32 protein-coding genes and 1 tRNA gene are annotated in these 25415 nt (G+C 72.6%); 22 read left to right on the top strand and 11 right to left on the bottom strand.

Annotation, left to right across the window (positions count from 1 at the left end; genetic code table 11):
* Positions 1-49: 49 nt before the first annotated feature.
* Positions 50-580, bottom strand: a complete 531-nt coding sequence (locus Ae717Ps2_RS27935) for a DinB family protein (RefSeq protein WP_233147701.1) — start codon at positions 578-580, stop codon at positions 50-52.
* A gap of 36 nt (positions 581-616) precedes the next feature.
* Here Ae717Ps2_RS27935 and Ae717Ps2_RS27930 point away from each other — a divergent pair, with 36 nt between their 5' ends.
* From Ae717Ps2_RS27930 to Ae717Ps2_RS27895, 8 genes are all read left to right on the top strand, one after another.
* A complete protein-coding gene (locus Ae717Ps2_RS27930; RefSeq protein ID WP_075309076.1) occupies positions 617-1075 on the top strand; it encodes an SRPBCC family protein in 459 nt (152 codons plus the stop codon).
* Between the two features lie 53 nt (positions 1076-1128).
* Positions 1129-1551 carry a DUF6194 family protein gene (locus Ae717Ps2_RS27925; protein WP_020627944.1) on the top strand — a complete coding sequence of 141 codons (423 nt, stop codon included), beginning with the start codon at positions 1129-1131 and terminating at the stop codon, positions 1549-1551.
* A 9-nt stretch (positions 1552-1560) separates the two neighbouring features.
* Complete coding sequence (locus Ae717Ps2_RS27920) at positions 1561-1869, top strand: hypothetical protein (RefSeq protein ID WP_075309077.1); 309 nt, start codon at positions 1561-1563, stop codon at positions 1867-1869.
* A gap of 32 nt (positions 1870-1901) precedes the next feature.
* The gene (locus Ae717Ps2_RS27915) at positions 1902-2420 is read left to right on the top strand and encodes a GNAT family N-acetyltransferase (RefSeq protein WP_075334065.1); all 519 of its coding nucleotides are present in this window, start codon (positions 1902-1904) and stop codon (positions 2418-2420) included.
* Between the two features lie 146 nt (positions 2421-2566).
* Complete coding sequence (locus Ae717Ps2_RS27910; RefSeq protein ID WP_020627941.1) at positions 2567-3238, top strand: GntR family transcriptional regulator; 672 nt, start codon at positions 2567-2569, stop codon at positions 3236-3238.
* Between the two features lie 171 nt (positions 3239-3409).
* Positions 3410-4849: an MFS transporter gene (locus Ae717Ps2_RS27905; protein WP_198932242.1), complete on the top strand. Its 1440-nt coding sequence runs from the start codon at positions 3410-3412 to the stop codon at positions 4847-4849.
* A gap of 28 nt (positions 4850-4877) precedes the next feature.
* A complete protein-coding gene (locus Ae717Ps2_RS27900; RefSeq protein ID WP_075334064.1) occupies positions 4878-5777 on the top strand; it encodes an ABC transporter substrate-binding protein in 900 nt (299 codons plus the stop codon).
* An 11-nt stretch (positions 5778-5788) separates the two neighbouring features.
* The gene (locus Ae717Ps2_RS27895) at positions 5789-6736 is read left to right on the top strand and encodes an ornithine cyclodeaminase family protein (RefSeq protein ID WP_212567617.1); all 948 of its coding nucleotides are present in this window, start codon (positions 5789-5791) and stop codon (positions 6734-6736) included.
* A 49-nt stretch (positions 6737-6785) separates the two neighbouring features.
* On the opposite strand, the gene Ae717Ps2_RS27890 is transcribed toward Ae717Ps2_RS27895, so the two are convergent.
* The 5 genes from Ae717Ps2_RS27890 to Ae717Ps2_RS27870 all read right to left on the bottom strand — a co-directional run bounded on the left by Ae717Ps2_RS27890 (position 6786) and on the right by Ae717Ps2_RS27870 (position 9552).
* The gene (locus tag Ae717Ps2_RS27890; RefSeq protein WP_255407977.1) at positions 6786-7124 is read right to left on the bottom strand and encodes a MarR family winged helix-turn-helix transcriptional regulator; all 339 of its coding nucleotides are present in this window, start codon (positions 7122-7124) and stop codon (positions 6786-6788) included.
* 95 nt (positions 7125-7219) lie between these two features.
* A complete protein-coding gene (locus Ae717Ps2_RS27885; RefSeq protein WP_075309082.1) occupies positions 7220-7600 on the bottom strand; it encodes a hypothetical protein in 381 nt (126 codons plus the stop codon).
* A gap of 107 nt (positions 7601-7707) precedes the next feature.
* Positions 7708-8604 carry an alpha/beta fold hydrolase gene (locus Ae717Ps2_RS27880; protein WP_075309084.1) on the bottom strand — a complete coding sequence of 299 codons (897 nt, stop codon included), beginning with the start codon at positions 8602-8604 and terminating at the stop codon, positions 7708-7710.
* A 143-nt stretch (positions 8605-8747) separates the two neighbouring features.
* Positions 8748-8833 (bottom strand) — tRNA-Ser (locus tag Ae717Ps2_RS27875).
* Between the two features lie 23 nt (positions 8834-8856).
* Positions 8857-9552, bottom strand: a complete 696-nt coding sequence (locus Ae717Ps2_RS27870; RefSeq protein ID WP_075309106.1) for a class I SAM-dependent methyltransferase — start codon at positions 9550-9552, stop codon at positions 8857-8859.
* 131 nt (positions 9553-9683) lie between these two features.
* On the opposite strand from Ae717Ps2_RS27870, the gene Ae717Ps2_RS27865 reads away from it, so the two are divergent.
* Positions 9684-10502 (top strand): AraC family transcriptional regulator, encoded by an 819-nt coding sequence (locus Ae717Ps2_RS27865; protein WP_233147699.1) that lies wholly within the window; start codon positions 9684-9686, stop codon positions 10500-10502.
* 80 nt (positions 10503-10582) lie between these two features.
* Complete coding sequence (locus Ae717Ps2_RS27860) at positions 10583-11518, top strand: neutral zinc metallopeptidase (RefSeq protein ID WP_020627932.1); 936 nt, start codon at positions 10583-10585, stop codon at positions 11516-11518.
* On the opposite strand, the gene Ae717Ps2_RS27855 is transcribed toward Ae717Ps2_RS27860, so the two are convergent.
* Positions 11515-12105: a TetR/AcrR family transcriptional regulator gene (locus tag Ae717Ps2_RS27855; protein ID WP_075312551.1), complete on the bottom strand. Its 591-nt coding sequence runs from the start codon at positions 12103-12105 to the stop codon at positions 11515-11517. The genes Ae717Ps2_RS27860 and Ae717Ps2_RS27855 overlap by 4 nt on opposite strands.
* An 83-nt stretch (positions 12106-12188) precedes the next feature.
* Here Ae717Ps2_RS27855 and Ae717Ps2_RS27850 point away from each other — a divergent pair, with 83 nt between their 5' ends.
* Together Ae717Ps2_RS27850 and Ae717Ps2_RS27845 are read left to right on the top strand one after the other, a co-directional pair.
* Positions 12189-13043, top strand: a complete 855-nt coding sequence (locus tag Ae717Ps2_RS27850; RefSeq protein ID WP_075334061.1) for an alpha/beta fold hydrolase — start codon at positions 12189-12191, stop codon at positions 13041-13043.
* On the top strand, positions 13040-13657 hold the full coding sequence (locus Ae717Ps2_RS27845; protein WP_075309112.1) for a VC0807 family protein: 618 nt from the start codon (positions 13040-13042) through the stop codon (positions 13655-13657). Before Ae717Ps2_RS27850 ends, Ae717Ps2_RS27845 begins: the two co-directional genes overlap by 4 nt.
* Positions 13658-13667: 10 nt before the next feature.
* Here Ae717Ps2_RS27845 and Ae717Ps2_RS27840 read toward each other — a convergent pair whose 3' ends face one another.
* Positions 13668-14354: a GNAT family N-acetyltransferase gene (locus tag Ae717Ps2_RS27840; RefSeq protein ID WP_075334394.1), complete on the bottom strand. Its 687-nt coding sequence runs from the start codon at positions 14352-14354 to the stop codon at positions 13668-13670.
* A 54-nt stretch (positions 14355-14408) separates the two neighbouring features.
* On the opposite strand from Ae717Ps2_RS27840, the gene Ae717Ps2_RS27835 reads away from it, so the two are divergent.
* The 6 genes from Ae717Ps2_RS27835 to Ae717Ps2_RS27810 all read left to right on the top strand — a co-directional run bounded on the left by Ae717Ps2_RS27835 (position 14409) and on the right by Ae717Ps2_RS27810 (position 19748).
* Positions 14409-15395, top strand: coding sequence for an NAD(P)H-quinone oxidoreductase (locus tag Ae717Ps2_RS27835; RefSeq protein ID WP_075309115.1), 987 nt, complete (start codon positions 14409-14411; stop codon positions 15393-15395).
* Positions 15396-15410: 15 nt separating this feature from the next.
* Entirely contained in the window at positions 15411-15968 is a 558-nt protein-coding gene (locus tag Ae717Ps2_RS27830; protein WP_051050488.1) for a bacterial proteasome activator family protein, read from the top strand.
* 87 nt (positions 15969-16055) lie between these two features.
* Positions 16056-16925 carry an ABC transporter permease gene (locus Ae717Ps2_RS27825; RefSeq protein WP_020627925.1) on the top strand — a complete coding sequence of 290 codons (870 nt, stop codon included), beginning with the start codon at positions 16056-16058 and terminating at the stop codon, positions 16923-16925.
* A gap of 6 nt (positions 16926-16931) precedes the next feature.
* Positions 16932-17684, top strand: coding sequence for an ABC transporter ATP-binding protein (locus Ae717Ps2_RS27820; protein ID WP_020627924.1), 753 nt, complete (start codon positions 16932-16934; stop codon positions 17682-17684).
* Positions 17681-18586 (top strand): glycosyltransferase family 2 protein, encoded by a 906-nt coding sequence (locus Ae717Ps2_RS27815; RefSeq protein WP_075309116.1) that lies wholly within the window; start codon positions 17681-17683, stop codon positions 18584-18586. Before Ae717Ps2_RS27820 ends, Ae717Ps2_RS27815 begins: the two co-directional genes overlap by 4 nt.
* A 184-nt stretch (positions 18587-18770) precedes the next feature.
* On the top strand, positions 18771-19748 hold the full coding sequence (locus Ae717Ps2_RS27810; protein WP_020627922.1) for a type IV toxin-antitoxin system AbiEi family antitoxin domain-containing protein: 978 nt from the start codon (positions 18771-18773) through the stop codon (positions 19746-19748).
* Between the two features lie 56 nt (positions 19749-19804).
* Here Ae717Ps2_RS27810 and Ae717Ps2_RS27805 read toward each other — a convergent pair whose 3' ends face one another.
* Complete coding sequence (locus tag Ae717Ps2_RS27805) at positions 19805-20260, bottom strand: GtrA family protein (protein WP_075309117.1); 456 nt, start codon at positions 20258-20260, stop codon at positions 19805-19807.
* Positions 20261-20420: 160 nt separating this feature from the next.
* On the opposite strand from Ae717Ps2_RS27805, the gene Ae717Ps2_RS27800 reads away from it, so the two are divergent.
* The 4 genes from Ae717Ps2_RS27800 to Ae717Ps2_RS27785 are packed head-to-tail and all read left to right on the top strand — an operon-like array spanning position 20421 to position 22973.
* Complete coding sequence (locus tag Ae717Ps2_RS27800; RefSeq protein WP_075309118.1) at positions 20421-21032, top strand: hypothetical protein; 612 nt, start codon at positions 20421-20423, stop codon at positions 21030-21032.
* Positions 21029-21346: a transcriptional regulator gene (locus tag Ae717Ps2_RS27795; RefSeq protein ID WP_075312557.1), complete on the top strand. Its 318-nt coding sequence runs from the start codon at positions 21029-21031 to the stop codon at positions 21344-21346. Before Ae717Ps2_RS27800 ends, Ae717Ps2_RS27795 begins: the two co-directional genes overlap by 4 nt.
* Positions 21343-22236: an ABC transporter ATP-binding protein gene (locus tag Ae717Ps2_RS27790; protein ID WP_075309119.1), complete on the top strand. Its 894-nt coding sequence runs from the start codon at positions 21343-21345 to the stop codon at positions 22234-22236. Before Ae717Ps2_RS27795 ends, Ae717Ps2_RS27790 begins: the two co-directional genes overlap by 4 nt.
* Complete coding sequence (locus Ae717Ps2_RS27785; RefSeq protein ID WP_075309120.1) at positions 22233-22973, top strand: ABC transporter permease; 741 nt, start codon at positions 22233-22235, stop codon at positions 22971-22973. The genes Ae717Ps2_RS27790 and Ae717Ps2_RS27785 overlap by 4 nt, the downstream gene beginning before the upstream one ends.
* A gap of 6 nt (positions 22974-22979) precedes the next feature.
* Here Ae717Ps2_RS27785 and Ae717Ps2_RS27780 read toward each other — a convergent pair whose 3' ends face one another.
* Both Ae717Ps2_RS27780 and Ae717Ps2_RS27775 read right to left on the bottom strand, forming a co-directional pair.
* Positions 22980-23582: a DUF1707 domain-containing protein gene (locus Ae717Ps2_RS27780; RefSeq protein ID WP_020627916.1), complete on the bottom strand. Its 603-nt coding sequence runs from the start codon at positions 23580-23582 to the stop codon at positions 22980-22982.
* A gap of 17 nt (positions 23583-23599) precedes the next feature.
* Complete coding sequence (locus tag Ae717Ps2_RS27775; protein ID WP_075309121.1) at positions 23600-25396, bottom strand: hypothetical protein; 1797 nt, start codon at positions 25394-25396, stop codon at positions 23600-23602.
* Positions 25397-25415 lie beyond the last annotated feature (19 nt).

Here is a 25415-nt window from a genome sequence, read left to right as displayed (position 1 = left end):
CGTCCGACGGCCCCGCCCTACGACGACCCGCGTTCCGCGGAACGCGGCCTCACACGCCGGTGCTGCCGTCGATCCGTTCCCGCAGCAGGTCGGCGTGCCCGACGTGGCGCGCGTACTCGGCGATCACGTGGGTCAGGATCCACACCACCGACACCGCGTTCCCACCGAGGGACCCGGTGCCGTCCGGCCCGGCCTCCTCGACGACCCGGCGGGCCCGGGCGACCTCGGCCTCCCAAGCCGCGCGGGCCTCGGTGAGGTCCGCGCTCCCGAGCTCGAAGCCGCCGTCATGGCCCGTTCCGGACTGCCGCGGGTACAACGACGGCACGTCCTCACCGCCCAGGAACTGGCGGAACCAGTTCCGCTCGACGGACGCCAGGTGCCGGACCAGCCCCAGCAGCGTGAGCGACGACGGCGGCACCGACGCCTCCCGCACCTGCTCGCCGGTCAGTCCCTCGACCTTGCCGATCAGGGTGGCGCGGTAGAAGTCGAGCCAGGCCGTGAGCGTGGTGAGGGCGTCGGCCTGCATCGGGGGACGGGCGCGGTCGGTCATGTCCGCGATCGTGACAGCGGGGTCCGACATCTTCCGATCCCGGCCGGGCGATGGTCCACTGCGGTCGTGACCGACACCCCGCCCACCGTGGTGCGCAGCAGCCGGACCGTCGCCGCCGACCCTGCGACGATCTTCGAGCTCATCGCCGACCCCGCCCGTCAGCCGTCCTGGGACGGCAACGACAACCTCGCCGAGGCAGCGGACGGGCAGCGGGTCCGCGCCGTCGGCGACGTCTTCTCCATGCTGCTCACCCAGGGCGCGGTGCGGGAGAACCGGATCGTGGAGTTCGTCGAGGGGCGGCTCGTCACGTGGCTGCCGTCGGAGCCGGGGAAGCCGCCGCCCGGACACCTGTGGCGCTGGGAGCTGGAGCCCGTCGGCGACGGCACGACCCGCGTGACCTGCACCTACGACTGGACCGAACTCGACCCGGACGACGCGTTCCGCCAGAAGCGCGCCCGCGCCACCACCGCGGACCGGCTGCGGGCGTCACTGGACCTGCTCGCCACCGTCGCCGAAAAAATGTGATCTGACACACTGTCGCCGGACGAACGATCATGGAAAGGTGCTGACCTGGCGGCATGGACGCCGAGCAGGTCATCGCCGTACTCGCCGGGTTCCCCGGCACCCGGATCGTGGAGGGGAACGGGGACGCGTTCGCGATCCACGACCCGGATCACGACTACGAGCAACGCCCCCGCCAGGGCTGGGCGACCGTCGTGCGGTCCGACGTGAACGACACCGCCTCCGACCTCGACCGGCCCGGCGCGTTCCGGCTCAACATCGGGCTGCCGACCGCCCGCTACCGGGAGCTGTTCCCGACCGACCCGGGCACCGACCCGACGTCCCGCGACGTGCTGTTCCCGCACCCGGTCTACGCCGCCCACCACTGGGTGGCGGTGGTGGAGCCGGAGACGACCTGGCCGCTGGTGCGGGAGCTGCTCGACGTGGCGCACGACTTCGCCGTCCGGAAACACGCCAATGCGGCCCGTCGACATTCCTAGGCTGCCCCGGTGAAACGTCGGCTGATCACGATGCGCGTCGCCCAGGACGATCTGGCGTTGTCCCCCGGGAAGGCCACCGAGGTGGAACTGGGGAGCCCGCTGGACTCGTTCGGGCAGGAGTGGCTGATCGCCTCGCACACCGTGACCCTGCTCGACGACGGGACGGCGCTGCTGACCTTCGTACTGGAGCGGCGGGGCTGGTATCGGAGACGGGATCCGAGAGCGTGGCCGGCGATCTCTCGTCCGTTCTCGGCGACGACGTTCTCGGCGGGATATTCGAATGGGATCCCCGCGTCCGCCACCGCAAGCCTGGGTTGACCACGTGCCGAGTTCCGTGCTCATCATCGGGAATGAAGGATCCGGCCGGGAAGCCGTCCACGTCCGACCTGCTCCTACGGCCTGCGAAACCCGACGACATCGAGACGTTGCATCGATTCGTGGTCGAGCTGGCCGACGAGGAGTCGTTTCCGGGGGACGTGATCGCGAAACCCGCCGACCTGGCGGCTGCGCTGTTCGGCCCATCTCCTCTTGCGGAGTCGGTCGTGGCAGCAATGGGCGACCAACTCGTCGGGTTCGCGTTATTCTATCCGACGTACAGCACGATTCTCGGACGGCCCGGTATCCATCTCGAGGACCTGTATGTCGATGGGGCTTTCCGCGGCCGGGGGATCGGCGAGGCCCTCCTCGGACACCTCGCCGATCTCGCGACCGAGCGTGGTTGCGGACGCCTGGAGTGGTGGGTACTCCGCACGAACGTCAGCGCGATCCGCTTCTACGAACGTCTGAATGCCCGGGGACTCGACGAAATCGAGGTCATGCGGCTCGACGACGGCAGTCTCTTCGAGTTCGGATCCCGGCGCACGGCATAGAGGACCGTGCCGCGAGTGCGCGGGAGCTGCTGCTCGACGTGCCGCCCCACAGGACCGGCCGCCGTCGCGCAGGGTCGTCATCGGCGGCGCCGTAGTGTGGGAGCGATCGGGGGGCGCCACACCCCGCGGACACCAGGAGGCGAGGCATGGTCGCGGACGTCGAGGGCACCTCGACATCTCTCGCCCAGTCCGCCTACGTCGCCATCCGCGAGGGGATCATCCACGGCGTCCATCCCCCGGGCAGCCGCCTGCGGGAGCGCAGCCTCTCCGAGGACCTGAACGTGTCCCGGGTACCGATCCGTGAGGCACTGCGACAGCTCGAGCTCGAGGGATACGTGACGACCTCGCCCCACCGCGGGGCACTGGTCCGGCAGCTGACGCTCCGGGACGTCGCCGAGCTGTTCGACGTCCGCCTGTCGCTGGAGGTCCTCGCCGCCCGCCAGGCCGCCAGGGCGGTCGCCGAGGGGCGCGCCGACGACGCCCTGCGCGACGTGCTCGCCGAGGCTGCCCGGGCCACCCGGGCCGGCGACGAGGACGCGATCCGGCAGGCCAACACGAACCTCCACGCCCAGATCATCGCCATGACCGGCAACTCGCTGCTCATCGCGACCATGACGCCCCTCCTGGGGCGGATCCGCTGGCTGTTCGCCCTCACCGCCGACCGCGACCCGCACGTCGAGTACGGCGAGCACGTCGCGCTCTGTGACGCCATCTACAGCGGCAACGCCGAATTGGCGGGCGCGCTCGCCTTCGCCCACATCGAGCACGGACGGGCGCCGTCACTGCGCGGCCTCGCCGCGATCCTGCCCGCGGACTGACACTCGGCGCGTTTCGTATACCAAGCTCCCTCAGCAGGGCCCAAAGTCACGCCATTGACACGGCAGGACACGTCCTGGAAACTCTTTTCGTATACCAATGAGGTCGTTCGTCGCTCGGCCCCCGCCCTCCTCGATCAGTCGGGAGGACCTGTCCATGCGGAGCTCAGACCCATGAACCCTCTCCAGACCCCTGCACCGTCCTTGTCCGGCACCGTGGCCGCGACGCTCGACCGGGCGGGCTTCACCCGCGCCCAGTTCTGGGTGCTCATGATCATTCTCGCCGGCATGTTCTTCGACACGCTCGAGCAGAACTCCGTCGGCGCGATGGGGACCAACCTCAAGCTCGCACTCGGGATCTCCGACGCCCAGCTGACACTCGTCAACACCGCGACGGTGCTGGGGGGCTTGGTCGGCCGGTTGCTCGGCGGCTGGCTCGCAGACCGCTACGGCCGTCGGCTGTCGCTGTCGTTCAACCTGCTGGTCTACAGCCTCGGCGGCCTCGTGAGTGCCGTCGCACTGAACTACGAGATGCTGCTGGCCAGCCGCTTCGTCGTCGGCATCGGACTCGGCGGCGAGTTCACCATCGGGATCGCGATGCTCTCGGAGATGGTCGCGACCCGGCGACGGGGCGCCCTCGTCGCGGTGCTGAACGTCGGCTCCGGCGGTGTCGGCAACTTCCTGTCCTACGGCCTGTTCTTCCTGCTCCTCGGCCCGCTGGCGCCCGCCCTCGGTGGCGACGGACTCGCCTGGCGCTGGACGTTCGTCCTGCTCGCCGCCCCCGCGCTGCTGGTCGTGGTCTACCGCCGCCGGCTGCCGGAGACCCCGCGGTTCCTGCTCTCCAAGGGCCGCGTCGACGACGCGAACAGGTCGCTGGCGATCCTGACCTCGTCGTCGTTGCGGCCGCCGGCGAGCACTCCGAGCGGTCCCCTCACCACCGATGACATCCCCGTGCGCCAGCTGCGTTCGTCCCCGGCCGCCGTGTTCGCCCGCAGCGTCCGGGCCCGCACCGCGGCGATCGGCACGGCGTCCTGGATGGCCTTCGGCGCACAGGTCACCCTCAACTTCCTGATGCCGACCCTGCTCGTGCAGCGCGGCTACTCCATCTCCGAGAGCCTGCTGTTCACCATGATCATGAACAGCGGCTCGCTGCTCGGGGCGTGTGCCGCCGCACTGCTCGCCGGCCGGGTCGGTCGTCGCGTCGCCGTGGGGGGCGCCGGGGTCCTCGGATGCCTCACCGCCGTCGCGTTCGCCGTGTTCGCCGACAGCACTCCGCTCATCCTCGTCCTGGGGGCGCTGCTCCAGTTCTTCACGATGATCACCAACACCACGCTCGCCGTGTGGTCGCCCGAGCTCTATCCGACGGCGATCCGCGGCAGCGGGACCTCCATCGTCAACGGCATCGGCAACATCGCGGGCGCGGTCATGCCGTTCCTCGCCGTCGCGCTGTTCGCCCGGTACGACATGGCGGGGGTCTTCGGCATGGTCGCGGTGATGTACGCCCTGCTCGTCGCGGCCTCCCGGTTCGCACCCGAGACCCGGGGCAGCTCGCTGGAGGAGATCAACGAGAACGTCGCGCCCGCCGCCGACACCGGCACCCCGTCCCGTCGCTGACGACGACGCACGACCAGAAGGAGCCCCGATGGACACCCTGACCATCTCCGCGACGGCCAACGGCCTCAACTACCTGCCGGAGTACCTCGCCGACACCACCGGCGTGTTCGCCGATGCGGGGCTGGAGGTCACCGCGGTCGCCTGCGACCCCTGGACCGGGGTGCTGGACGACCTCGAGTCGGGCGCCGCCGACATCGCGCTGGGCGGCTTGTGGGTGCCGGGCATGTACGCGGGCACCCCCCGCGACCTGACCGTCGTCTGCCAGCTCAACCACCAGGCCCCGAAAGCCGTCGTACATCGCGGCACGCCGCGCTCGTTCACCTTCGACGACCTGCGCGGCGAGGTCGTGCTCGCGCCGGGTATCGGCGGGAGCGCACCGTACGCCGTCACCGCCGGGCTGGCCCGCGAGTCCGGTGTGGACCCGACCGGGATCACCTTCCTGCGCGACCTGTCCACGGCGATGTTCGTCGAGCTCTTCCACGCGGGGCTCGGGGACGCCATCGTCCTCGACCTCGTCACGGCGCTGGAGGTCGAGGCGGCAGGCACCGGAACCATCGTGTTCCGCAACCTCGAGGGCGGCGGGATCATGCCCAACAGCGTCTACTACGCCCGCACCGACCGCGTCGACGAGCTCCGCGACCGGCTCACCCGGTTCACGGCCTGCATCGACGCCGCGATGACCGCCCTGCCCAGTACCCCCTCCGACGTCGTCGAGTCGATCCTCACCACCCGCTGGCCCACCCGCGACCTCGCGATCCTGCGCGACGCCGTCGCCGCCATGACCGCGAGCGAGCTGTGGTCCACGGTCGCGATCGACCCCGCGGGCAGCGACCGGTGGATGCGGATGATCGCCGAGGCGTCGATGGTGTCCCGGGCACCGCGCTACGACGAGCTGACCGACGACTCGTTCATGAAGGCCTTCCGGTGACCCTGATCCCCGTGGAAGCGCCCCCGGAGGGCACGGTCGACCTGGGCGAGCTGATCGACGCCGTCCGGGCCCTGCACGTGGACCTGACACTCGGCGACGCCGAGCAGCCCGTCCCCGCGGTCGTGGAGACGGGCCCGTCGACGGTGCTCCTGCCGATGGTGGCGACGTCGCGTCGTCTCGGCCTCACCGTCGTCAAGGTCCTCACCGACGCGCAGGCCGACGGGCCGCTCCAGCAGTCCACGGTGCTGCTCCTCGACGCCACGACGGGAACCCGGCTGGCCGTGCTCGCAGGCGGACCGGGCACCAGGATGCGGACGGCGGCGGCCAGCGCTGTCGCCACCGATGCGCTGGCCCGTGGTGACAGCAGCGTCCTCGGACTGGTCGGCGCCGGGCCCCTGGCGGTCGAGCACGTCGCGGCGATCCGCCGGGTCCGGCCGATCGACCACGTCGTCGTGTGGTCGAGGACCGCACGACGTATCGAGGAGTTCCGGCACACCCTGCGGGCCCGGGAGCGGGCCGACGGCAGCCCCCCGCTCGGGGTCACGGTGTCCCCGGACGTCCACGGCGTCGTCTCCGAGGTCGACGTGTTGTGCACGCTGTCCCCCGCACGGGAGCCACACGTGCACGGCGCCTGGTTCCGTCCCGGTCTGCACGTCAACGCCGTGGGAGCGCCGCCGCGCCCCGACCACCGCGAGATCGACGGCGCGGCCTTGGCGCGAGCGCGGGTGGTGGTCGACTCCCGGGAGGTGCAGCTGCGCAAGTCCGGCGAGGTGCTCCTGGCCCTCGACGAGGGCGCCGTCACCCTCGACGACGTGGGTCTGGAGCTGGGCGAGGTGCTCACCGGCGCGCACGGGCGACGTCGCCCCGACGACGTCACCCTGTTCGAGTCGGTCGGTCTCGCCATCCAGGATCTCGCCTACGCCGCGCTGGCCACGGGACGTCCGGTCGTTCCCCGCTGACCCGCGGGACGACACGACTGGCAGCGCTCTCCGTGGGACCTGTCCTCGCTCATGCGTCCATTGCGTAGGAGCTGTCCATCAGGTCGACCATGGCCTGCTGGAACTCGCGGCGCTTCGTGTCGCTCCATCCGGGTGTCAGCCGAACGAAGATCTCCTCCTGCCAACGATGCGCGTCGTCCACCATCGAGCGCCCCGCCGAGGTGACCGATGCTTCGCGTCGTCGAGCGTCGCCCGGCGCGACGACCATGGTCAGGTACCCGGCCTTCGCCGCGCTCCCGATCAACCGTGATGCACCACTTTGGTCGAGCCCGATCTCACGTGCGACGTCGTTCACGGTTGCGGGAAGACCTCGCTGACGGAGTGCATGGACTGCTTCGCAGACCAGCACCAACCGTCCCTGCTCCCCACCTGCGTCGGCCGGGGAGGACCGACGGGCCCAGTGCCGGACGAAGTGGAACAGGACCTGCCCCGGCCCCTGGCTCGTCACTCGGTCGCTGCCATCTCGCGGTCGTTGCAGGCCAGCGCCAGCGCACCCTCGAGATCCGGCAGTCTGAGCGCAGCGGTGACCTTTCCGTCGGACACGCGGAAGACCGTCGCCACCCGCGTGACCTCCTCGCTGCCGGGCCAGGTGGCGTCCTCCTCGACCACCATCAGCCGCTCGCTGACCGGGTGCCAGGACCGAGGGACCAGCGTGATCCCTGACCGCCCCACCCACTCGGCGAACTGCTCAGGCGTGATCGGACCCGCACCCTTCGGGCCCATGACGACGACCGGATCTCCTACGGCTCGCGCGGATCGCTGCAGGTCGCCGGCGTTGACGCTGGCATGCCACTCGTTCACGGCTGCTTCGAGGCTTGGCTCCACGCACCGCACTCTATGCGTTTCGCATATATTCGGCCAGGCGGCTATGACGAGCTCACGTGTGGGTTGCGGTCATGGTGGTGGTCAGGACCGCCTGTCGTCTCGCCGCGTCACGCGTCGACGAGAGGCCCGAGGAAGCCGCGCAGCGCCTCGGCGAGCTGCCCCGGTGCTTCTTCCGCCATGTGGTGTCCAGAATCGATCACGCCACCGGACAGATCGTTCGCCCACGTTCGCCACACCGTGAGGGGATCCCCGTAGAGCTTCTCCATGTCGTCGCGGCTGGACCACAACACGAGCGTGGGACAGGTGAGTCGGCGTCCCGCTGCCTGATCGGCGTCGTCGTGTGCGCGGTCGACACCGAGCCCGGCCCGGTAGTCCTCCACCATGGCGCCGACCGTCGCGGGGTCGTGGATGGCCCGGTGGAACTCGGCGTAGGCCTCCGGGCCCATCTGGTCGATGCTGCCGCGGTACCAGGCGTCGGGGTCAGCGAGGATCACACGCTCGGGGACCTCGGGCTGAGCGAAGAAGAACCAGTGCCACCACTCCGCCGCGAATCGCGCGTTGCAGCGGGCCAATGCCTCGCCAATCGGAACGCTGTCGAGAACGGCGAGCCGGGACACGAGGTGTGGGGTGTCCATCGCCATGCGGAACGCCACGTACGAGCCTCGGTCGTGGCCGACGACGGCGGCGTCCTCGTGGCCGAGCCGGCCGAGCAGCCGGCTCATGTCGGCTGCCATTGCTCGCTTGGAGTACGGGGCATGGTCATGGGTCGTGGGTGGCTTGGACGACGCGCCGTAGCCGCGCAGGTCAGGGCAGATCACGGTGTATCCGGCATCGACCAGCAGCGGGGCGACGCGGTGCCAGGTCGCCGCGGTACGGGGATGGCCGTGCAGCAGCAACACGGGAGGACCGTCTCCGCCGTAGCGCACTCTCAGGGTGACATCGCCGACCGCAATCCGCTCGTCGGTGAAGCCCCGAAAGAAGCTCCCCGACGTCTCGTACCTCATCCGCTCATCGTTGTCGATACTTCACCGCGCGGCTCGGTACCGCGGCAGGTCGCGCGGCGGTCCGCAGGCGGGAGGCAGGAGGCGGACGGCAGCGACGCCGCCCGGGCGAACCGGTCTTGGTCGTCGATCATGCCTCTGACCTGTGGCGGAAGCGGGGGGATTCGAACCCCCGGTCCTTTCGGACGCCCGCTTTCAAGGCGGGTGCATTCGGCCGCTCTGCCACGCTTCCGCTCGGGAGGGTAACGGGACCACTCAGCGCTCCGCGCGGTAGTAGGTGACCGGCCCCATCCTGGTCGCCCCGTGCCCGACCACCACCGCATCGGTGAACCCGGCGGCCGCGAGCAGCTCCGGCACCGGCTGCGCCCCGTGACCGTGCCCGCCGTGACCGTGGCCGTGCCCGCCGTGGGGGGACCGGCGGTGGGCCGGATCGAAGCGTGCCAGCAGCGACAGCACCCTGTTCACGACGCGCATCCGTCCGGCGGTGCGCGGGTCGTGATCGAGGTCGACCAGGTGCAGGCTCCCGCCCGGCGCCAGGACGCGGTGCGCCTCCCGCAGCGCCGCGACCCGGGCGTCGGCGGCGATGTGGTGCAGCATCAGCGAGGAGAGGACCCGGTCGACGCTGCCGTCGTCGAGAGGAAGGTCCTCGGCCACACCGATCTGCAGCTGCAGCTCGACACCGGCGTCTGCCGCCTTGCGGCGGGCCATCGCGATCGCCTCCGGGTCGGGGTCGACGCCGTGCACCGTGGCCGTCGGAACGGCCTCCGTGGCGCGCAGCAGGACGTTCCCGGTCCCGCAGCCGATCTCCAGCACGCGGTCCCGCGGGCCGATGCCCGCCTGCGCCAGCAGCCGCCAGTACATCGGGACGGCGCCGCTGAGCCGGGCCGCGGTGTCGTAGCCGGGGAGCAGCCACGAGCTGACGAGCGCGGGTGTGTGGGCGTGCGTGGTCATCGGTTCCCCTCGGACGAACTTCGTGTACGTCACCGACCCTTACTGGCCTGCGAGCTGCCTACAAGGCACTATCTGTGGCCGTGGTGGGACGAAGTTCGGGCGTTCCGCTGGTCGGCTTCGCACACTCCCCGGTGCCGATCGCGGTCCAGCACGTCGACGGGCCGGGAGCGTCGCTGCCCCGGGTACGGGGGCCGCACGCGCACGACTTCCTGCTGCTCGTCCACGTCGTCCGCGGCACCTGCACGTACCGGGTCGACGGGCGCGCCTGGGAGCTCGGCGAGGGCGACGCGTTCGTGATCGCCCCCGGCGCGGTGGTCGACCACGCCCGGGAGAGCGCGGAACCGCCCGGCGAGCTGTGGTCGGTGATCTTCCCGGCCGAGGCGGTCGCGCCCGCGTCCTGGCAGGACCATCCGCTGCTCGCGCCGTTCGTCGGACGCCACCGCGGTGGCGGGCAGCGGATCCGGGTCCCGCCCGAGGATCGGGCGACCTGGCGGGCCCGCTTCGCCGACCTCGACGACGAGCTGACCCGCCGCCGCGACGGTCACGCCGAGGCTGCTCGCGCGCACCTCACCCTGCTGCTGGTGGCCCTGGGTCGGCTCGTCGACGACGTGCCCGCCGAGTCCGGCGACCCGCTGCTCGCGGCGGTGTTCGCCGTCGTCGAGGAGCGGTTCGCCCAGCAGCTGTCGCTGCGCGAGGTCGCCGCCGCCGTCGGACTGACCCCCGGGCACCTGACCACCGTCGTCGGGCGCAGGACCGGGCGGACCGTGCAGCAGTGGATCACCGAGCGCCGTATGCGGGAGGCACGGCGGCTCCTCGCCTCCACCGACCTCCCGGTCGCCGATGTGGGTGCCCGGGTCGGCTACCCCGACCCCGGCTACTTCGCCCGCCGCTTCCGTGCCGCGCACGGCGTCGCGGCCGCGACGTGGCGGGCCGGACCCGGGACACCCTGACGGGTGGCGGGGGACGTCCGCGCCGGTGCGGTCCGACGCGGTGTGGTGGGATTCCCCCGGTCTCATCTCGGGAGGACGACGTGCGGTTCGACGAGAACGCCCAGCTCGACACGTCCGGCGTGGACGACCTGCGAGGCTCCGGCGGTGGCCGGGGCGGCGGGGTCGGCGGCCGGGTGGCAGGCGCGGGCGGCGGCCTGGGCCTCGTCGGCGTCATCCTGTACCTGCTGCTGTCGAACTTCGCGGGCGTCGACATGTCCGGGATGGGCGCGGGCGGCGGCTACCCAGGGCTCGACCAGGTCGGCGCCGGCCAGACGGCGGACAACTCGTCGCTGCAGCAGAACTGCGCCACCGGCGAGTCGGCGAACACCTCGACGGACTGCCGTGTCGTCGCCGTCGTCAACTCCCTCGACGACTACTGGGCCACCCAGTTCTCCTCCGGTTTCACCCCGCCGCGCACGAACTTCTTCTCCGGCGGGGTCAGCACCAACGGCTGCGGGTCGGCGACGTCGGACAGCGGGCCGTTCTACTGCCCCGCCGACTCCGAGATCTACATCGACCTCACCTTCTTCCAGGAGCTGCAGACCCGCTTCGGCGCGAAGGGCGGACCGTTCTCGCAGGCGTACGTCATCGCCCACGAGTACGGCCACCACATCCAGAACCTCACCGGCACCAACCGCCGCGCGGGCAACGACACCGGCCCGACCTCCGGCTCGGTGCGCCTGGAGCTGCAGGCCGACTGCTACGCGGGCATCTGGGCCAACCACGCGACGACGACGCCCGGCCCGTCCGGGAAGCCCCTGATCACCCAGCTGGACCAGTCCGACATCGACGCCGCCCTCGACACCGCGTCCCGGATCGGCGACGACTACATCCAGTCCAACCTCGGTGGCGGCCGGGTCGACGAGTCGCAGTTCTCGCACGGCAGCTCCGCGCAGCGCGAGAAGTGGTTCACCACCGGCCTGCAGAGCGGCAACCCCGACTCCTGCGACACCTTCGCCGCACGCAGCCTCGACTAGGGCCGTAGCCGCCCGAGCTGGTGGTCCAGCACGGCGAGCGCGCCGGCCTCGTCGGCGTCGCCGAGCAGGACGGACTCCGCGAGGCCACCGGCCAGCGCGAGGAGCACGGTCGCCTCCCGGTCCGGGTCGAGCGCGGCGAGCTCGCCGGCGTCGCGGGCCGCGGCGAGCCGGTCGGCGACGGCCGCACGGATCAGGCGGTCGCCCGTCCGGTAGGTCTCGCGCAGCCGGTCGTCGCCGAGTGCACGGATGAGGAAGGCGGAGCCGACGCGGGCGTCGGTGCGGGCGTCGTCGTCGAGCGGAAGCAGTGCGACCAGCAGGGCGCGGACCTCCCCCAACGGCGACGACGGCGCGGCCGCCGCCATCCGCGCGCGCACCCGCTCGTCGACCCGCAGCCGCAGGTGCTGGGCGGCGAAGTCCAGCAGCTCGTCACGCGAGGCGAAGTAGTGCTGGACCCGCCCCTTCGAGACCCCTGCCTCCTGCGCCACCCGGGCCAGGCTGACCGCCTCCAGCCCCTCGGCCGCAGCGATCCGCCAGAGCGCCTCCGCGATCTCCCCGCGGCGCTGCCCGTGGTCGACCACCTTCGGCATCTCCACCTCGTTCCGATCCGATCGGCTTGCGAAAAGCTCCGCCCGATTTTACAGTCCGATCGTATCGTGAAACGGGGGGGACGATGCGCACCGGACACTTCACCAGCACCGCGGCCCGGGACCGGTTCCGCGCGCTGTACGACGACGTGGCCGCCGGACTGGGGCCGACGAGCAGCCGCGACATCCCCACCACGCACGGCGTCGTCCGCGTTCTGACCTGCGACGGACCTCCCGGGGACCCGTTCGTCCTGCTGCCCGGGGCGGGGTCGCCGGGGGTGAGCTGGGCGCCGAACGTGCCCACGCTGCGGCGCCGGGCGACCGTGCACCTCCTCGACCCGCTCGGCGGTCCCGGCGCGAGCACCCAGGACGTGCCGCTCCGGTCGGTCGCCGACCAGGTCCGCTGGCTCCGCGACGTCCTCGACACGCTCGGGCCGTGCCACCTCGTCGGGACCTCGATGGGCGGGCGCCTGGCGTTCGAGGTCGCCCGCCGCGCCCCGGCCGGGATCCGGACGCTCGGCCTGCTCGACCCGGCCCGCACCTTCACGGGCGTCCCGGCCGGCACGGTGGCCGCCTCGATCGGCGCGCAGCCCGGCGCCCCGTCGTGGCTGCGCCGGCGGTTCGTCACCCGCCTGGGAGGCGGCGCCGACGTCGCCGACGACCCGGTCGCCCGGCTCATCGAGGCGGGCCTGTCCGGCTACGCCTCCGCGATCCCGCTGCCACCGCTGCCCACGGCCCGCGACGTGGCCGCGGTCGGCGTCCGCACCCTGGTGCTGCTCGGCGGGCGCAGCACAATGCTCGACGCCGGCCGGGCGCGGGACCGGGCCGCGCTGCTGCCACGCGGCACCGTCGAGGTGTGGCCGGACGCCACGCACGCGCTGCCCGGGGAGTTCCCGGAGCGGGTCGCCGAGCGGCTGTCGTCGCTGGTGACGGCGTCGTGAAGCGCCGGGAGCTCGCGGCCACCGTGCTCGGCGACATCGCCGCGCCACTGGTGCTGTTCTACGTCCTGCGGGCGGTCGGCGTCGCAGCCGGGCCGGCGCTGCTCGCCGGGGCCGCGGTCCCGGCGGCGCGGGCGCTGTGGGTGCTCCTGCGGCACCGGCGCGTCGAGTGGTTCGCGGTGCTCGTGCTCGTCCTGTGCGTGGCGAGCGCGGCGACCGCGCTGCTCGGCGGCGACGACCGCGTCCTGCTCGCCCGCGAGGCCGTGGTCACCGCGGCGCTGGGCGTCGTACTGCTCGCGAGCGTCTTCTCGTCGCGCCCGGTGATGTTCGTGATCGGCAGGCTCACCCTCGCCGAGTCCGGCCACAGCCCCGACGAGTGGGACCGTCGCTGGGCCTCCTCCGCCCGGTTCCGCTCGATCTGGCGGTGGCTGACGGCGGGCTGGGCGGCGGGCCTGTTCCTCGACGCCGCCCTGCGGGTGACGTTCGCCTACACGCTGCCGGTCGACGTGGTGCCCGCGGTGCAGGGCGTGCAGTGGTTCGCCGTGCTGGCGGTGCTGCTCGTCGCCGGGCAGGTGTGGCTGCGACTGCCCCGGCACCGCGCGCTGATCTTCAGCTGACCGCGGCTCGTCAGCCGACCGGCGGCGCCGCGGCGAGGAACTCCGCCAGGTCCGCGGTGTAGCCCTCGACGACGAGCTCCCACCCGGGCCGCGCGAACGCCTCCCGGTCGAGGCGCACCCGGTACTCGGTGACGCGCTCGTCGTCGTGGACGATCGTGGCGGTGCCGTCGTCGCGATAGCCGAGCCGGGCCGACACCGCCGCGGACCGCGCGTTCCCCGCCAGGTACTCCGAGCGCGCCACCAGCGCGCCGAGGTGGTCGAAGGCGAACGCCAGTACCGCGGCCCGCATCTCGGTGCCGTGGCCGCGGCCCTGGGCGTGGCGCACCAGGTACGAGCCGGTCGAGACCTCGCGCCGCACGCCGAACCGGTCCCCCACCACGTCCTGCATGCCGACGACCCGGCCCTGCGCCCGCACGACGAACGTCAGCGTCCACCACTCCGATGACGCCCTCGCCCGGTTCCCCCAGTAGTACTGCGCCATGCCACGCCCGAGGTACCGCGGGTCCGCCCGGGTCCACGGCGTGCGGAACGGCAGCTCCGACGACGGGTGGATCCCGCTGCCGTGCACGGCCTCCACCAGCTCGCGGAGCGACGCGTCGTCCTCGATGCGCAGCTCCAGGCGCGGGGTCCGCAGGGTCAGCCCGGCCAGCGGCCACGGGTCGGGCACCGGGTCGATCGGCGCGGGGAGCACGTCCATCGGTCGACCGTGCCGGATCGCCGGGATGCGCGCCACGGAATACGGTCGGCTCCCATGTGGGCGATCACCTTGACCGAGTACGGCGGACCCGAGCAGATGACGTGGGCCGAGGTGCCCGACCCCGAGCCCGGGCCGGGCGAGGTCGTGCTCGACGTCGTCTCCTCGGCCGTCAACCGGGCCGACCTCCTGCAGGTCCAGGGGAACTACCCGGTCCCGCCCGGCGCGTCGGAGATCCTCGGGCTGGAGTGCGCGGGCCGGATCGCCGCGCTCGGCGAGGGCGTGACCGGCTGGTCGGTCGGCGACGAGGTCTGCGCCCTGCTCGCCGGCGGCGGCTACGCGACGAAGGTCGCCGTCCCGGCCCCGCAGCTGCTGCCCGTCCCCGGGGGCGTGTCGCTGGAGGAGGCGGGCGGCCTGCCCGAGGTCGCCTGCACCGTCTGGTCGAACGTGTTCCTGGAGGGCCGGCTCGCCGAGGGCGAGACGTTCCTGGTCCAGGGCGGCTCGTCGGGCATCGGCACGCACGCGATCCAGGTCGCGAAGGCGTTCGGCGCACGCGTCGCGGCCACCGCGGGCCACGCCGACCGGATGCAGTTCTGCCGTGACCTGGGCGCCGACATCGTCATCGACTACCACGACGACATCGCCGAGGAGCTGAAGAAGGCCACCGACGGCCACGGCGCCGACGTCATCCTCGACAACATGGGTGCCAAGGGCCTGGCGAACAACCTCTCGGCGCTGGCCCGCGACGGGCGCCTGATGATCATCGGGATGCAGGGCGGGGTGAAGGCCGAGCTCAACATCGGCGCCCTGCTGGCCAAGCGCGGCCACGTCTCGGCGATGGGCCTGCGCGGCCGCCCGGTCGAGGGGCCGCACTCGAAGGCCGAGATCGTCGACGGGGTCCGGGAGAACGTGTGGCCGCTGTTCGCCGACGGCCGGGTGAAGCCGGTCGTCTTCGAGCGCTTCGCGATGTCCGACGCCGCCGACGCCCACCGCAGGCTCGCCGCCGGCGGGGTCACCGGCAAGCTCCTCCTCGTGAACTCCTGAGCGGGCGGGTCCAGAATGGGGCACATGAGCGACGAGCAGGAGACGTCCGGAGACCGGGTCGTGGTGGTCGGCGCCGACGGGCGGCCGGTGGGCATGGCGTCGGTCCCGCAGGACGACGACGGGTCCACGCAGAGTCCGGCCGGCCTGGTCGAGCAGCCCGCGAAGGTCATGCGGATCGGCACGATGATCAAGCAGCTGCTGGAGGAGGTGAAGGCGGCACCGCTGGACGAGGCGTCCCGCGAGCGGCTCAAGGAGATCCACGAGAACTCCGTCAAGGAGCTCGAGGAGGGTCTCGCGCCGGAGCTGCGCGAGGAGCTGCACCGGCTCAGCCTGCCGTTCACGGCGGACACGACCCCGTCGGAGGGCGAGCTGCGGATCGCCCAGGCCCAGCTGGTCGGCTGGCTGGAGGGCCTGTTCCACGGCATCCAGACCGCGCTGTTCGCCCAGCAGATGGCCGCCCGCGCCCAGTTGGAGCAGATGCGCCGCGGGCTGCCGCCGGGGATGGGCGGCGGGGCCCCCGAGCAGGGCGGCGTACCGGAGGGCATGGGTCGCGGGACCGGGCAGTACCTCTGACCCACGCCGACGACCTGCGGTTTCGCGGTGTCCCGGCGGGGGGCTCCCCTGCCGGGCCCGCGGACGGCGTCTGAGTACCCTCACCGGGTGGCCGTGACCGTGACCGACAACGAGCCGGGCGACGTCGTCGACCCGTCCGAGGTGTCGAGCCCGCGCAGCTGGCGCCGGGCGTTCGCGGACCTCGCCCAGGGCTGGCGGCAACGGCCGTTGTGGGGCTACCTCGGCTGGCAGGACATCAAGCAGCGCTACCGCCGCTCCGTCCTGGGGCCGCTGTGGATCTCGATCAGCATGGGCGTCATCGCCCTCGGCCTGGGCATCCTCTACTCGGCGCTGTTCGGGATGTCGCTGGCGACGTTCCTGCCGCACGTCGCCGTCGGGCTGCTGATCTGGAACTTCGTGTCCGGCTGCATCCTCGAGGGCAGCGAGGTCTTCATCGCCAACGAGGGCCTGATCAAGTTCCTGCCCGCCCCGCTGAGCCTGCACATCTACCGGCTCGTGTGGCGGCAGACGCTGTTCTTCCTGCACAACCTGGTCGTCTGGGTCGTGCTGATGATCGTGTTCCCGCATCCGCTGGGGCTGTCGACGCTGCTGGCCGTCCCGGCCTTCGCGCTGCTGGCGGTCAACGGCGCGTGGGTCGCGATCCTGTCCGGGATCCTCGCGACCCGCTTCCGGGACATCCCGCCGATCATCGCCAGCGTGACCCAGCTGATCTTCTACCTGACCCCGATCGTCTGGTCGGTCGACACGCTCAGCAAGAACGACGTGGCCCGCGAGCGCGCGCAGCTGGTCGAGCTGAACCCGGTCTTCCACTTCGTCGAGATCGTGCGTCAGCCGCTGCTCGGCCAGGAGATCGTCGGCCGGTACTGGCTGGTCACCGGCGTGATCACGCTGGTCGGCTGGGCCGCGGCGCTGATCTGCCTGCGCAACTACCGCTCCCGCGTCGCGTACTGGGTGTGAGCCGCTGTGACTGAACCCCGCATCCGGATCGACCGCGCCGCCGTCGACTTCCCGATCTTCGACGCCAAGACGCGCTCGCTGAAGAAGGCCGTCCTCGGCAGGGCGGGCGGCCGGATCGGCACCGACGCCAAGGTGCCGATCATCGAGGCGCTGCGCGACATCACCGTCAGCCTGGACAAGGGCGCGCGCGTCGCACTCGTCGGGCACAACGGCGCCGGCAAGTCCACGCTGCTGCGACTGATGGCCGGCATCTACGAGCCCACCCGTGGCCGCTCGATGGTCCGCGGCAAGGTCGCGCCCGTGTTCGACCTCGCCGTCGGGATGGACCCGGAGATCTCCGGCTACGAGAACATCCTGATCCGCGGCCTGTTCCTGGGCATGACGCGCAAGCAGATGGAGGCGCGGATCGACGACATCGCCGCCTTCACCGAGCTCGGCGACTACCTGGAGATGCCACTGCGGGCGTACTCGACGGGCATGCGGGTGCGGCTCGCGCTCGGTGTCGTCACCTCGATCGACCCCGAGATCCTGCTGCTCGACGAGGGCATCGGCGCCGTCGACGCGGAGTTCCTGAACAAGGCCCGCGACCGGCTGCACGAGCTCGTCGACCGCTCCGGGATCCTGGTCTTCGCCTCGCACTCCGACGAGTTCCTCGCCGACCTGTGCGACACCGCGCTGTGGATGGAGCACGGGACGATCAAGGAGTACGGCCCGCTGCACGAGGTCCTCGACCACTACAAGGGGCGGACCCCGTCGTGACCGGACCACTCCCGCCCGGCTCGGTCGTCGGCGTCATCGTGACGCGGCACCGCGCCGAGCTGCTCGTCGACTCGCTCGCGGCGATGGCGAAGCAGACCCACCCGCTGGCCCACCTGATCGTCGTCGACAACGGGCCGGACCGGCCCGCCCGCGACGCCGTCGAGGCGTGCCCGCTGCCGACGACCTGGCTGCCGTCGTGGTCCAACCTCGGCGGTGCCGGCGGCTTCGCCCTGGGAATGCTGCACGCCCTCGCGATGGGCGCCGAGTGGATCTTCCTGGCCGACGACGACGGCCACGCCGCCGACGAGTCCACGCTCGCCACGCTGCTCGAGGTCGCGCAGCGGCACCAGCTCGCCGCGGTGTCCCCGGTGGTCGCCGACAAGGCCGACCCGGACCGCCTCGCCTTCCCGCTGCGCCGCGGCGTCACCTGGCACCGGTCCCGCTCGGCGCTGGGCCCCGACGACCTGCTGCCCGGCATCGCCAGCTTCTTCAACGGCGCCCTGTTCCGGGCCTCCACCCTCGAGGTCGTCGGGGTCCCGGACCTGCGCCTGTTCGTCCGCGGCGACGAGGTGGAGATGCACCGGCGGATGGTCCGGTCCGGGCTGCCGTTCGGCACCGCGTTGCAGGCCACCTACCTGCACCCCTACGGCTCCGACGAGTTCAAGCCGATGCTCGGCGGGCGGCTGCACGCCCAGGACCCGGGCGACGAGGTCAAGCGCTACTACACCTACCGCAACCGCGGCTACCTGATGTCCCAGCCGGGGATGCGCAGGATCGGCCTCCTGGAGCTCCCGAGGTTCGCCTGGTACTTCCTGGTGACCAAGCGCGACCCGGGCGCCTTCCGCGACTGGCTCACCCTGCTCCGCCAGGGTCGCCGGGAACAGTTCCACCGCGCCCCCTGATCGGACACCCCTCCGGATCACCTCCCGCACCCCTCGTGAGGTCCTCGCACCCTCTACGGCAGGTGCGACGACCCCCGCAGGGGTGCGAGAGCTCAGCAGATGTGAGTTGTCCACAACAACGAGAGTTGTCCACAGGGTGGTGGGTTGGAGCGTCGTCCCGCGCCGGGTCGACTTGGGTGGGGGCATGGACCCCCTCGACTCGGTGCCGCTCGGTCCCGGTGGCCTGCTGCGGCGCAACACCCTCCTGACAGCCGGGTTCGAGCGGGACGAGATCGACCGGCTCGTGCGCGGCGGTCGGCTGCTCGGTATCCGGCCCGGTGTCTACAGGCTTCCCGGTGAGACGGAGCCGACCAGTGCCGAGCTCCACCGGGCCAGGGCGCAGGCCGCCGCCCCGGAGCTGGCCGACGATGCGGTCTACGGCGGTGTGACGGCAGCCGTGTTGCTCGGCCTGCCGCTGTGGCGGGTACCGCTGGGTCGACTGCACGTCTTCCGCGACCGCCCCGGCGGTGGCCGTATCCGACCGGGTACGCACGTGCACTCCGTACCCCTGCCCGACCAGGACGTCGTGGAGCTGGACGGGTTGCGGGTCACCTCCGCCGCCCGGACCACGGTCGACCTCGCCCGCACGCTGGGCACCGAGCAGGCGCTGATCACGCTCGACGCCGCGCTCCACCGGCACGTCCGCCGCGACCCGGCCCTGCCACCACCGCCCGGTGCCGTCGATGGCGCGCAGCTCGACGACGTCCTCAACCGGTTCGCCGGGCGACGGGGAATGCCGCGTGCGCGACGCACCCTGGCCCTCGCCGACGCGCTGACGGAGAGTCCGGGCGAGTCCCGCAGCCGCTTCCACCTGCACGCCGCCGGCATACCCGCACCGGTGACACAGTGGGAGGTCCCGGGGCTCGGCTACCGGACCGACTTCGCATGGCCCGAGCACGGGGTCGTCGGGGAGTTCGACGGACGGATGAAGTACGGGCGCACGCTGCACCCCGACGAGGATCTCGAGGACGTCCTGTGGCGGGAGAAGCAACGGGAGGACCGGATCCGGGCCATCGGGCTCACCGTGGTGCGCTGGACCTGGTACGACATCGACGGCCGGGGCCCGAACGGCATGGTGCCCCGCCTGCGGCGACTCCTCACCGTGTTGCCGCACCCCGCGTGACGTCGTCGCACCCTCCGCGGAGGGTGCGGTGACCGCAGCCGGGGTGCGAGAGCGGGTCAGTCCTTGAAGATGACCCAGCGCAGCATGACGAAGTTGATCGCGGTGGCGGTGCCCTGGGCGATCACCCACGCCAACGTCACGTCCCACTCCATCGGCGGCAGGACGTGGAGGACCAACGAGTTCACCGCGACGTTGACGGCCAGCGTGGTGCCGTAGAGCGCCACGAAGCCGGCGAACCTCGCGCGGCCGCCGGTGTTCGCGCCGGTGAAGGTGAAGCGCTTGTTGAGCAGGTACGCCGTCGTCGTACCGAGGATGAAGCTGATGCCCTTGGCGAACGGCACCCACAGGCCCGCGTTCAGGAGCAGGTGGTAGACGCCGAAGTCGACGATCGCGGAGAGCACGCCGATCGCGACGAAGCTGCCCAGCTGGCGGACGAGGCCGAGGCGCGGGGCCGGGGCGTCGGCCGGACCGGTGGCCGGGGGCTCGGCCCGGGTGGGCTCGGTGGCGGTCACCCATCGAGGGTAGCGGCGCGCGCCGCAACGACCGCGTCGACCCACCGAAGCGCAGGTCGCGCACCTCCGACCTGCCGATCCGTACGCGACCGTGGACAAGGCAATGCACTTTGCCGTACAAAGTTGGTGACAAGGCAAACCAGTTGGTAGTGGGGGAAGCATGCAGGATCGGACGGACACCGACGTCGACGACCAGCCGCCGCGCTCACCGGCCGACGCGCTCGCGATCATCGAGCGCGAGCAGGCCCGGCAGGTCCCGCCGTACTGGATCTTCTATCTGATCTGGGGCGCGGCCTGGGCGGTCATCGGGCTCGCCTGGTTCGCGAACGGGGCCGGGGCGGTCACCGCGCTCACCGCGGGCGTTCTCACGGGGCTGGCGATCGCCGGAGGGTCGATCAGCAGCGGCGTGGTCGGCGCCCGGATGGGACGCGGCGTCGCCGGGCCGAGCCAGCTCCACGGCGCCCTCTACGGCTGGGTCTGGCCGGTGGCGATGATCGGCGTCGTCGCGCTGACGGTCGGTCTGGGCCGGCTCGGGGCGCCGGTCGGGTTTGCCATGCCCGCACTGTTCGTGTTCGTCACCGGCGGCCTGTTCGCGGTCGGGGCCGCGGTCCGGCGGGACGTCCCCGACTACGCGCTCGGGCTCGGCCTGCTGGTGCTCGGCGCGGCGCTGCCGTTCGTCCCGGCGCCGTGGCACGCGCTGACGCTCGCCGTCGTCGGCGGTGGCGCGCTGGTCGCCACCGGGCTGTGGACGCGGGCGCGGGCGGTCCGGTGACCGAGCTCGACCCCGTCATCCACGCCCAGGCCCGGCTGCGGGTCACCGCCACCCTCGCCGCCCTCGACGACGGCGACCGCATGACCTTCCCGCGGCTGCAGGAGCTGCTCGGCATGACCGCGGGCAACCTGTCCACCCACCTGCGCAAGCTGGAGGACGCGGGCTACGTCGCGATCACCAAGGCGCACCAACGACGCACCCCGGTGACCTTCGTCGAACTGACGAGAACGGGCCGGCGGGCCTTCGAGGACTACACGACGGCCCTGCGAGCGCTGCTCGACCCGTCCTCGGACCCCTCGGAGGTGCCGTCGTGACCGCCCCGCTGGAGCTGCGCGGGGTGTCCCGCCGCTACGGCGACACCGTCGCCCTCGACGACGTCGACCTCGTCCTGGAGCCCGGCAGCCTGACCGGCCTGCTCGGACCGAACGGGGCGGGCAAGTCGACGCTGGTCAACCTCGTGTCCGGGCTGCGCCGACCGGACACCGGCACGGTGCGGCTGTTCGGCGGGGACCCACGCGACGCGGTGAACCGGGTCGCGCTGGGCACCACTCCGCAGCAGACCGGGCTGCCGGACACGCTGCGCGTCGGGGAGATCGTCCGGTTCGTCGGCGCCCACTTCCCCGACCCGGTCGGTGCCGGTGAGCTGCTGGGGCGCTTCGGCCTCGACGGGCTGGAACGACGCCAGGCGGGCGGGCTGTCCGGCGGCCAGAAGCGCCGCCTCGCGCTCGCGCTCGCGTTCATCGGCCGCCCTCGGCTGGTGCTGCTCGACGAGCCGACGACCGGCCTGGACGTCGAGGGGCGCCACGCGCTCTGGGACACCGTCCGCGAGTTCCACGCCGGCGGCGGGACCGTCCTGCTGACCACCCACTACCTGGACGAGATCGAGTCGCTGGCGGAGCGCGTCGTCGTCCTGGCCGGCGGTCGGATCCGCGCCGACGGCGACGTCGACGCCGTCCGTGGCGCCGTCCGGGGCGGCCGGGTCGCGTTCCGGATCACGACGGTGCCCGGGGGACCGGCGGTGCCCGAGGACCTGCCCGGTGTGGACCGGGCCGAGGTCGACGGCGACCGCGTCGTGCTGCACACCCCTGACGCCGACGAGCTCGTCCGCGCCCTGGTCCGACACGACGTCCCGTTCGCCGACCTCGCCGTCTCCCGCGCCTCGCTGGAGGACGCGTTCCTCACCCTGACCGGAGGACAGGCATGAGCATCGCCACGGCGCACGCCCGCTACCTGATCCTGGAGCAGCTGCGGATCCCGGTCGCGGTGCTGTCCACCGCGCTGTTCCCCGCCCTGACCCTGTGCTTCTTCGTGCTGCCGTTCGACTGGGGCGACGACCCGGTCGCGGCGACCCGCACGGTCGCCCAGCTCGCGCTGTTCGGCGTGCTCAGCGGGTTCCTGTTCACCTTCGGCGTGGGCGTCGCCGACGACCGCGAGAAGCCGTGGGACCCCTACCTGCGCACGCTGCCCGCGCCCGCGTCGGCCCGGGTGGTCGGCCGGCTCGCGGTCGGTGTGCTGTTCGCGCTGCTCGGGATGCTGCCGGTGGTCGTGCTCGGCGCGCTGCTCACACCCGCGTCCGTCGAGGCCGCCCGACTGCCGGGCGCGGTGCTGGCGCTGCTGGTGGCCGGGCTGCCGTTCCTGTTCGGCGGGCTCGCGATCGGCTACTCGCTGCCGACCAAGGTGGCGCTGCCGGTGACCCAGCTGGCGTTCTTCCCGATGGCCTTCGGCGGCGGGCTGCTGTTGCCGCCGGAGCTGTTCCCCGGCTGGCTGGCCCGCGCGACCGAGCTGCTGCCCACCCGCGGGGCCCGCGACCTGCTGCTCTGGTCGCTCGGCGGACCGGCCCCGAGCGGTCTGGCACTGGGCGCGTTCGCGGCGTGGACGGTCGGGCTGGCCCTGCTGGTGGGCTGGGCCTACCGGCGCGACGAGGGGCGCCGCTTCCGGTGAGCCGGGTCAGAAGTGACGGCCGGCGAAGGTGTAGCGGGGCCGCACCGTGACCGAGCCGGCGGCCGTCCGGCCGTAGACGCGGAAGTGCGGGCGGCCGTGGACGGCGCGGCTGGGCATCTTCGAGCGGACCGAGCCGTACTGGGAGACGAGGCCGTCGACGTCGGCGGTGGCGTTCTCCGGGACCAGCAGCCGGGCCGAACCGGCGCCGAGCTCCAGCTCCACCTCGACGACGGGCAGGGGCAGCTGCGCGTCGCAGAAGTCCAGCAGCACCGCGCCGAGCGAGGTCTGCACCCGCAGCCGGGCCGGGACCGCCCAGTCGCCGCGGCGCTTGACCCCGCTCATGCCGCCGCGCAGCACCGTGGGCGGGCCGACCGGCGTGGCGAGGACGTCCGCGGACAGGTTCAGCGGGTCCCCGGGCAGGTCGGACAGCACGGGGAGCAGCTCGGAGCCGAACCGGGCGCCGTAGACGACCGACAGCCGCTCCTGCAGCTCCTCGACCGAGATGCGGCCCTCGCCCAACGCGTGGTTGAGCCGCGCCGCGACGCGCTCGCGGTCGGCGTCGGAGATCCTGATCTCCCGACCCTCTCCGGGTAGCCGCGCGCCGGTCACCCCACCAGGGTAAACACCTAGCCGACGGGTGCGCCGTCCGGCAGCCGGAAGAGCCACACCCCGCCGTCGAACCGGCCGGGGTCGCCGGTCACCCGGCGGGTCCAGGCCAGCGCCCTGGCCTCGTCTCCCCCGGCGTACCCGGGAACGAACGCGACGGCGGTGATCCCCAGGTCGCGCAGCTCGCGGTGAGCGGCGGCGGCGTAGTCGTCGCTGGGCTCGTCCTTGCCGTCGGCGACCCACTGCGCCCCGATCTGGTAGCGGTTCCAGCGGGACTGGATCGCGACGTCGTCGTCGGGATCGGAGGCGATGAAGTAGCCGCCGCGGATGCGGAACGCCGGGCCGGAGGCCGCCTGCCACCGCAGGCCCTGTGCACCGTCGTCCCAGGCCGCGGTGATGCGTGGGTAGATCTCGACGACGTCGGCCGGGCCCAGCGGCGCCGCCCCGGCCGCGAAGAAGGCGGGCACCGGAGCGGGCCGGACCTCCTGGGCGTCGGCGGGCAGCCACGACACCACGGCCAGCCCGGTCAGGGCGACGGCGCCGACCGCCGTCGCCGGGGTGTCGAGCGGCATCCGGTCCACCCACAGCGCGACGACGACGGCCACGCACATCGCCGTCACCACCTCGATCCGGACCGGCTCGACCTCCGACAGCAGCGGCACCTCGGCGAACACCAGCCAGGGCAGCGGGATCCCGGTGTAGTCGCCCAGCAGCACCACGCTCGTGCCGAGCGAGGCGACCCAGGACAGGAACCCGACCGCCGCGACCACCCGCAGCGTCGTCGACCGGACGACCAGCACCGCGACGACGACCAGCGCCAGCGCGGCGAGGCCGACGTAGCCGCCCTGCTCACCGATGTGGCCGCCGAGCTCGGCGTCCGTGCCGTCAGGGACCGCACGAACGGCGGTCAGCCGGGTCGGGACCAGCAGGTTCGCCAGGTCCGCCCCCGTGGCGTGCACGTTGCGGATCGGGCCGCGCGGCCGGTTCGGCCCGGCCAGCACCAGGTACAGCGGGTACGCGCCTAGCACCACGAACACCCCGACGCAGGCCAGTCCGGCCCGGACCAGCCCCGGCAGGTGGGCCGGGACCCGGCGCGGGAACCGCAGCGCGAGCACGATCGCGGTGACGACCAGGAAGATCACGCCGATCGCGAGGGTCTGGGTGTAGAGGACGAGCTGCCCGACCAGGACGAGCCCGGCCACCGCCCCGACCGTCCACGGCCGGCGCAGCGGCCCCCGTGCGAACAGGTGGTGGGCCAGCAGCAGGAGCAGCGGCGGCAGCAGCGACCACGTGAGGTTGAGGTGCCCGGCGATCGCGTGCGCGAGGTGGAACGGGGAGAACGCGTACAGCGCTCCGGCGATCCCGCGGGCGGCCCAGCCGCGACCGGCCCGGCCCACGTACGGGCCGAGCGCGACGACCAGCACCAGCCCGGAGACGACCGGGCCGAGGATCAGGCCGACGTTGAACGCGGTCACCGAGCCCGCGACCAGGGTGACCGGGGCGAGCGCCAGCGCCAGCAGCGGCACCGCGGTGTTCCACAGTGCGTTGAGCCCGTACGGCCAGTGCATCCAGTCGGTGACCAGCGGGTTCTCCCCGTGCGTCACGGCGAACGGGAACCAGTGGATCCACCAGGAGAACATGTCGGCGTCGGCGGTGACGTGGCCGATCAGCAGACCGCCCGGGTCGGCGAGCACCCGGCGCTGCAGCCACAGCGAGACCAGCAGGTAGCCGACCCCGAGCAGCACGTACAGCCCCGCGGTCGTGCCCCGGCCCCGCGCCGGTGGCAGCGGGAGGCGGACCTGCCGCTCGTCGAGCACCCGCCCAGGGTCGCACCCG

Source organism: Pseudonocardia sp. Ae717_Ps2 (genome assembly GCF_001932475.1).
Lineage (GTDB): Bacteria > Actinomycetota > Actinomycetes > Mycobacteriales > Pseudonocardiaceae > Pseudonocardia.
This window is presented reverse-complemented; position numbering and strand designations above follow the sequence as displayed.

Bases quoted from the DNA above. Each gene is read 5' to 3' on its own strand.
- Ae717Ps2_RS27935 (WP_233147701.1), bottom strand. From the start codon at position 580: ATGTCGGACCCCGCTGTCACGATCGCGGACATGACCGACCGCGCCCGT.
- Ae717Ps2_RS27925 (WP_020627944.1), top strand. From the start codon at position 1,129: ATGGACGCCGAGCAGGTCATCGCCGTACTCGCCGGGTTCCCCGGCACC.
- Ae717Ps2_RS27915 (WP_075334065.1), top strand. From the start codon at position 1,902: ATGAAGGATCCGGCCGGGAAGCCGTCCACGTCCGACCTGCTCCTACGG.
- Ae717Ps2_RS27910 (WP_020627941.1), top strand. From the start codon at position 2,567: ATGGTCGCGGACGTCGAGGGCACCTCGACATCTCTCGCCCAGTCCGCC.
- Ae717Ps2_RS27905 (WP_198932242.1), top strand. From the start codon at position 3,410: ATGAACCCTCTCCAGACCCCTGCACCGTCCTTGTCCGGCACCGTGGCC.
- Ae717Ps2_RS27900 (WP_075334064.1), top strand. From the start codon at position 4,878: ATGGACACCCTGACCATCTCCGCGACGGCCAACGGCCTCAACTACCTG.
- Ae717Ps2_RS27880 (WP_075309084.1), bottom strand. From the start codon at position 8,604: ATGAGGTACGAGACGTCGGGGAGCTTCTTTCGGGGCTTCACCGACGAG.
- Ae717Ps2_RS27870 (WP_075309106.1), bottom strand. From the start codon at position 9,552: ATGACCACGCACGCCCACACACCCGCGCTCGTCAGCTCGTGGCTGCTC.
- Ae717Ps2_RS27855 (WP_075312551.1), bottom strand. From the start codon at position 12,105: ATGCCGAAGGTGGTCGACCACGGGCAGCGCCGCGGGGAGATCGCGGAG.
- Ae717Ps2_RS27850 (WP_075334061.1), top strand. From the start codon at position 12,189: ATGCGCACCGGACACTTCACCAGCACCGCGGCCCGGGACCGGTTCCGC.
- Ae717Ps2_RS27840 (WP_075334394.1), bottom strand. From the start codon at position 14,354: ATGGACGTGCTCCCCGCGCCGATCGACCCGGTGCCCGACCCGTGGCCG.
- Ae717Ps2_RS27835 (WP_075309115.1), top strand. From the start codon at position 14,409: ATGTGGGCGATCACCTTGACCGAGTACGGCGGACCCGAGCAGATGACG.
- Ae717Ps2_RS27830 (WP_051050488.1), top strand. From the start codon at position 15,411: ATGGGGCACATGAGCGACGAGCAGGAGACGTCCGGAGACCGGGTCGTG.
- Ae717Ps2_RS27810 (WP_020627922.1), top strand. From the start codon at position 18,771: ATGGACCCCCTCGACTCGGTGCCGCTCGGTCCCGGTGGCCTGCTGCGG.
- Ae717Ps2_RS27800 (WP_075309118.1), top strand. From the start codon at position 20,421: ATGCAGGATCGGACGGACACCGACGTCGACGACCAGCCGCCGCGCTCA.
- Ae717Ps2_RS27785 (WP_075309120.1), top strand. From the start codon at position 22,233: ATGAGCATCGCCACGGCGCACGCCCGCTACCTGATCCTGGAGCAGCTG.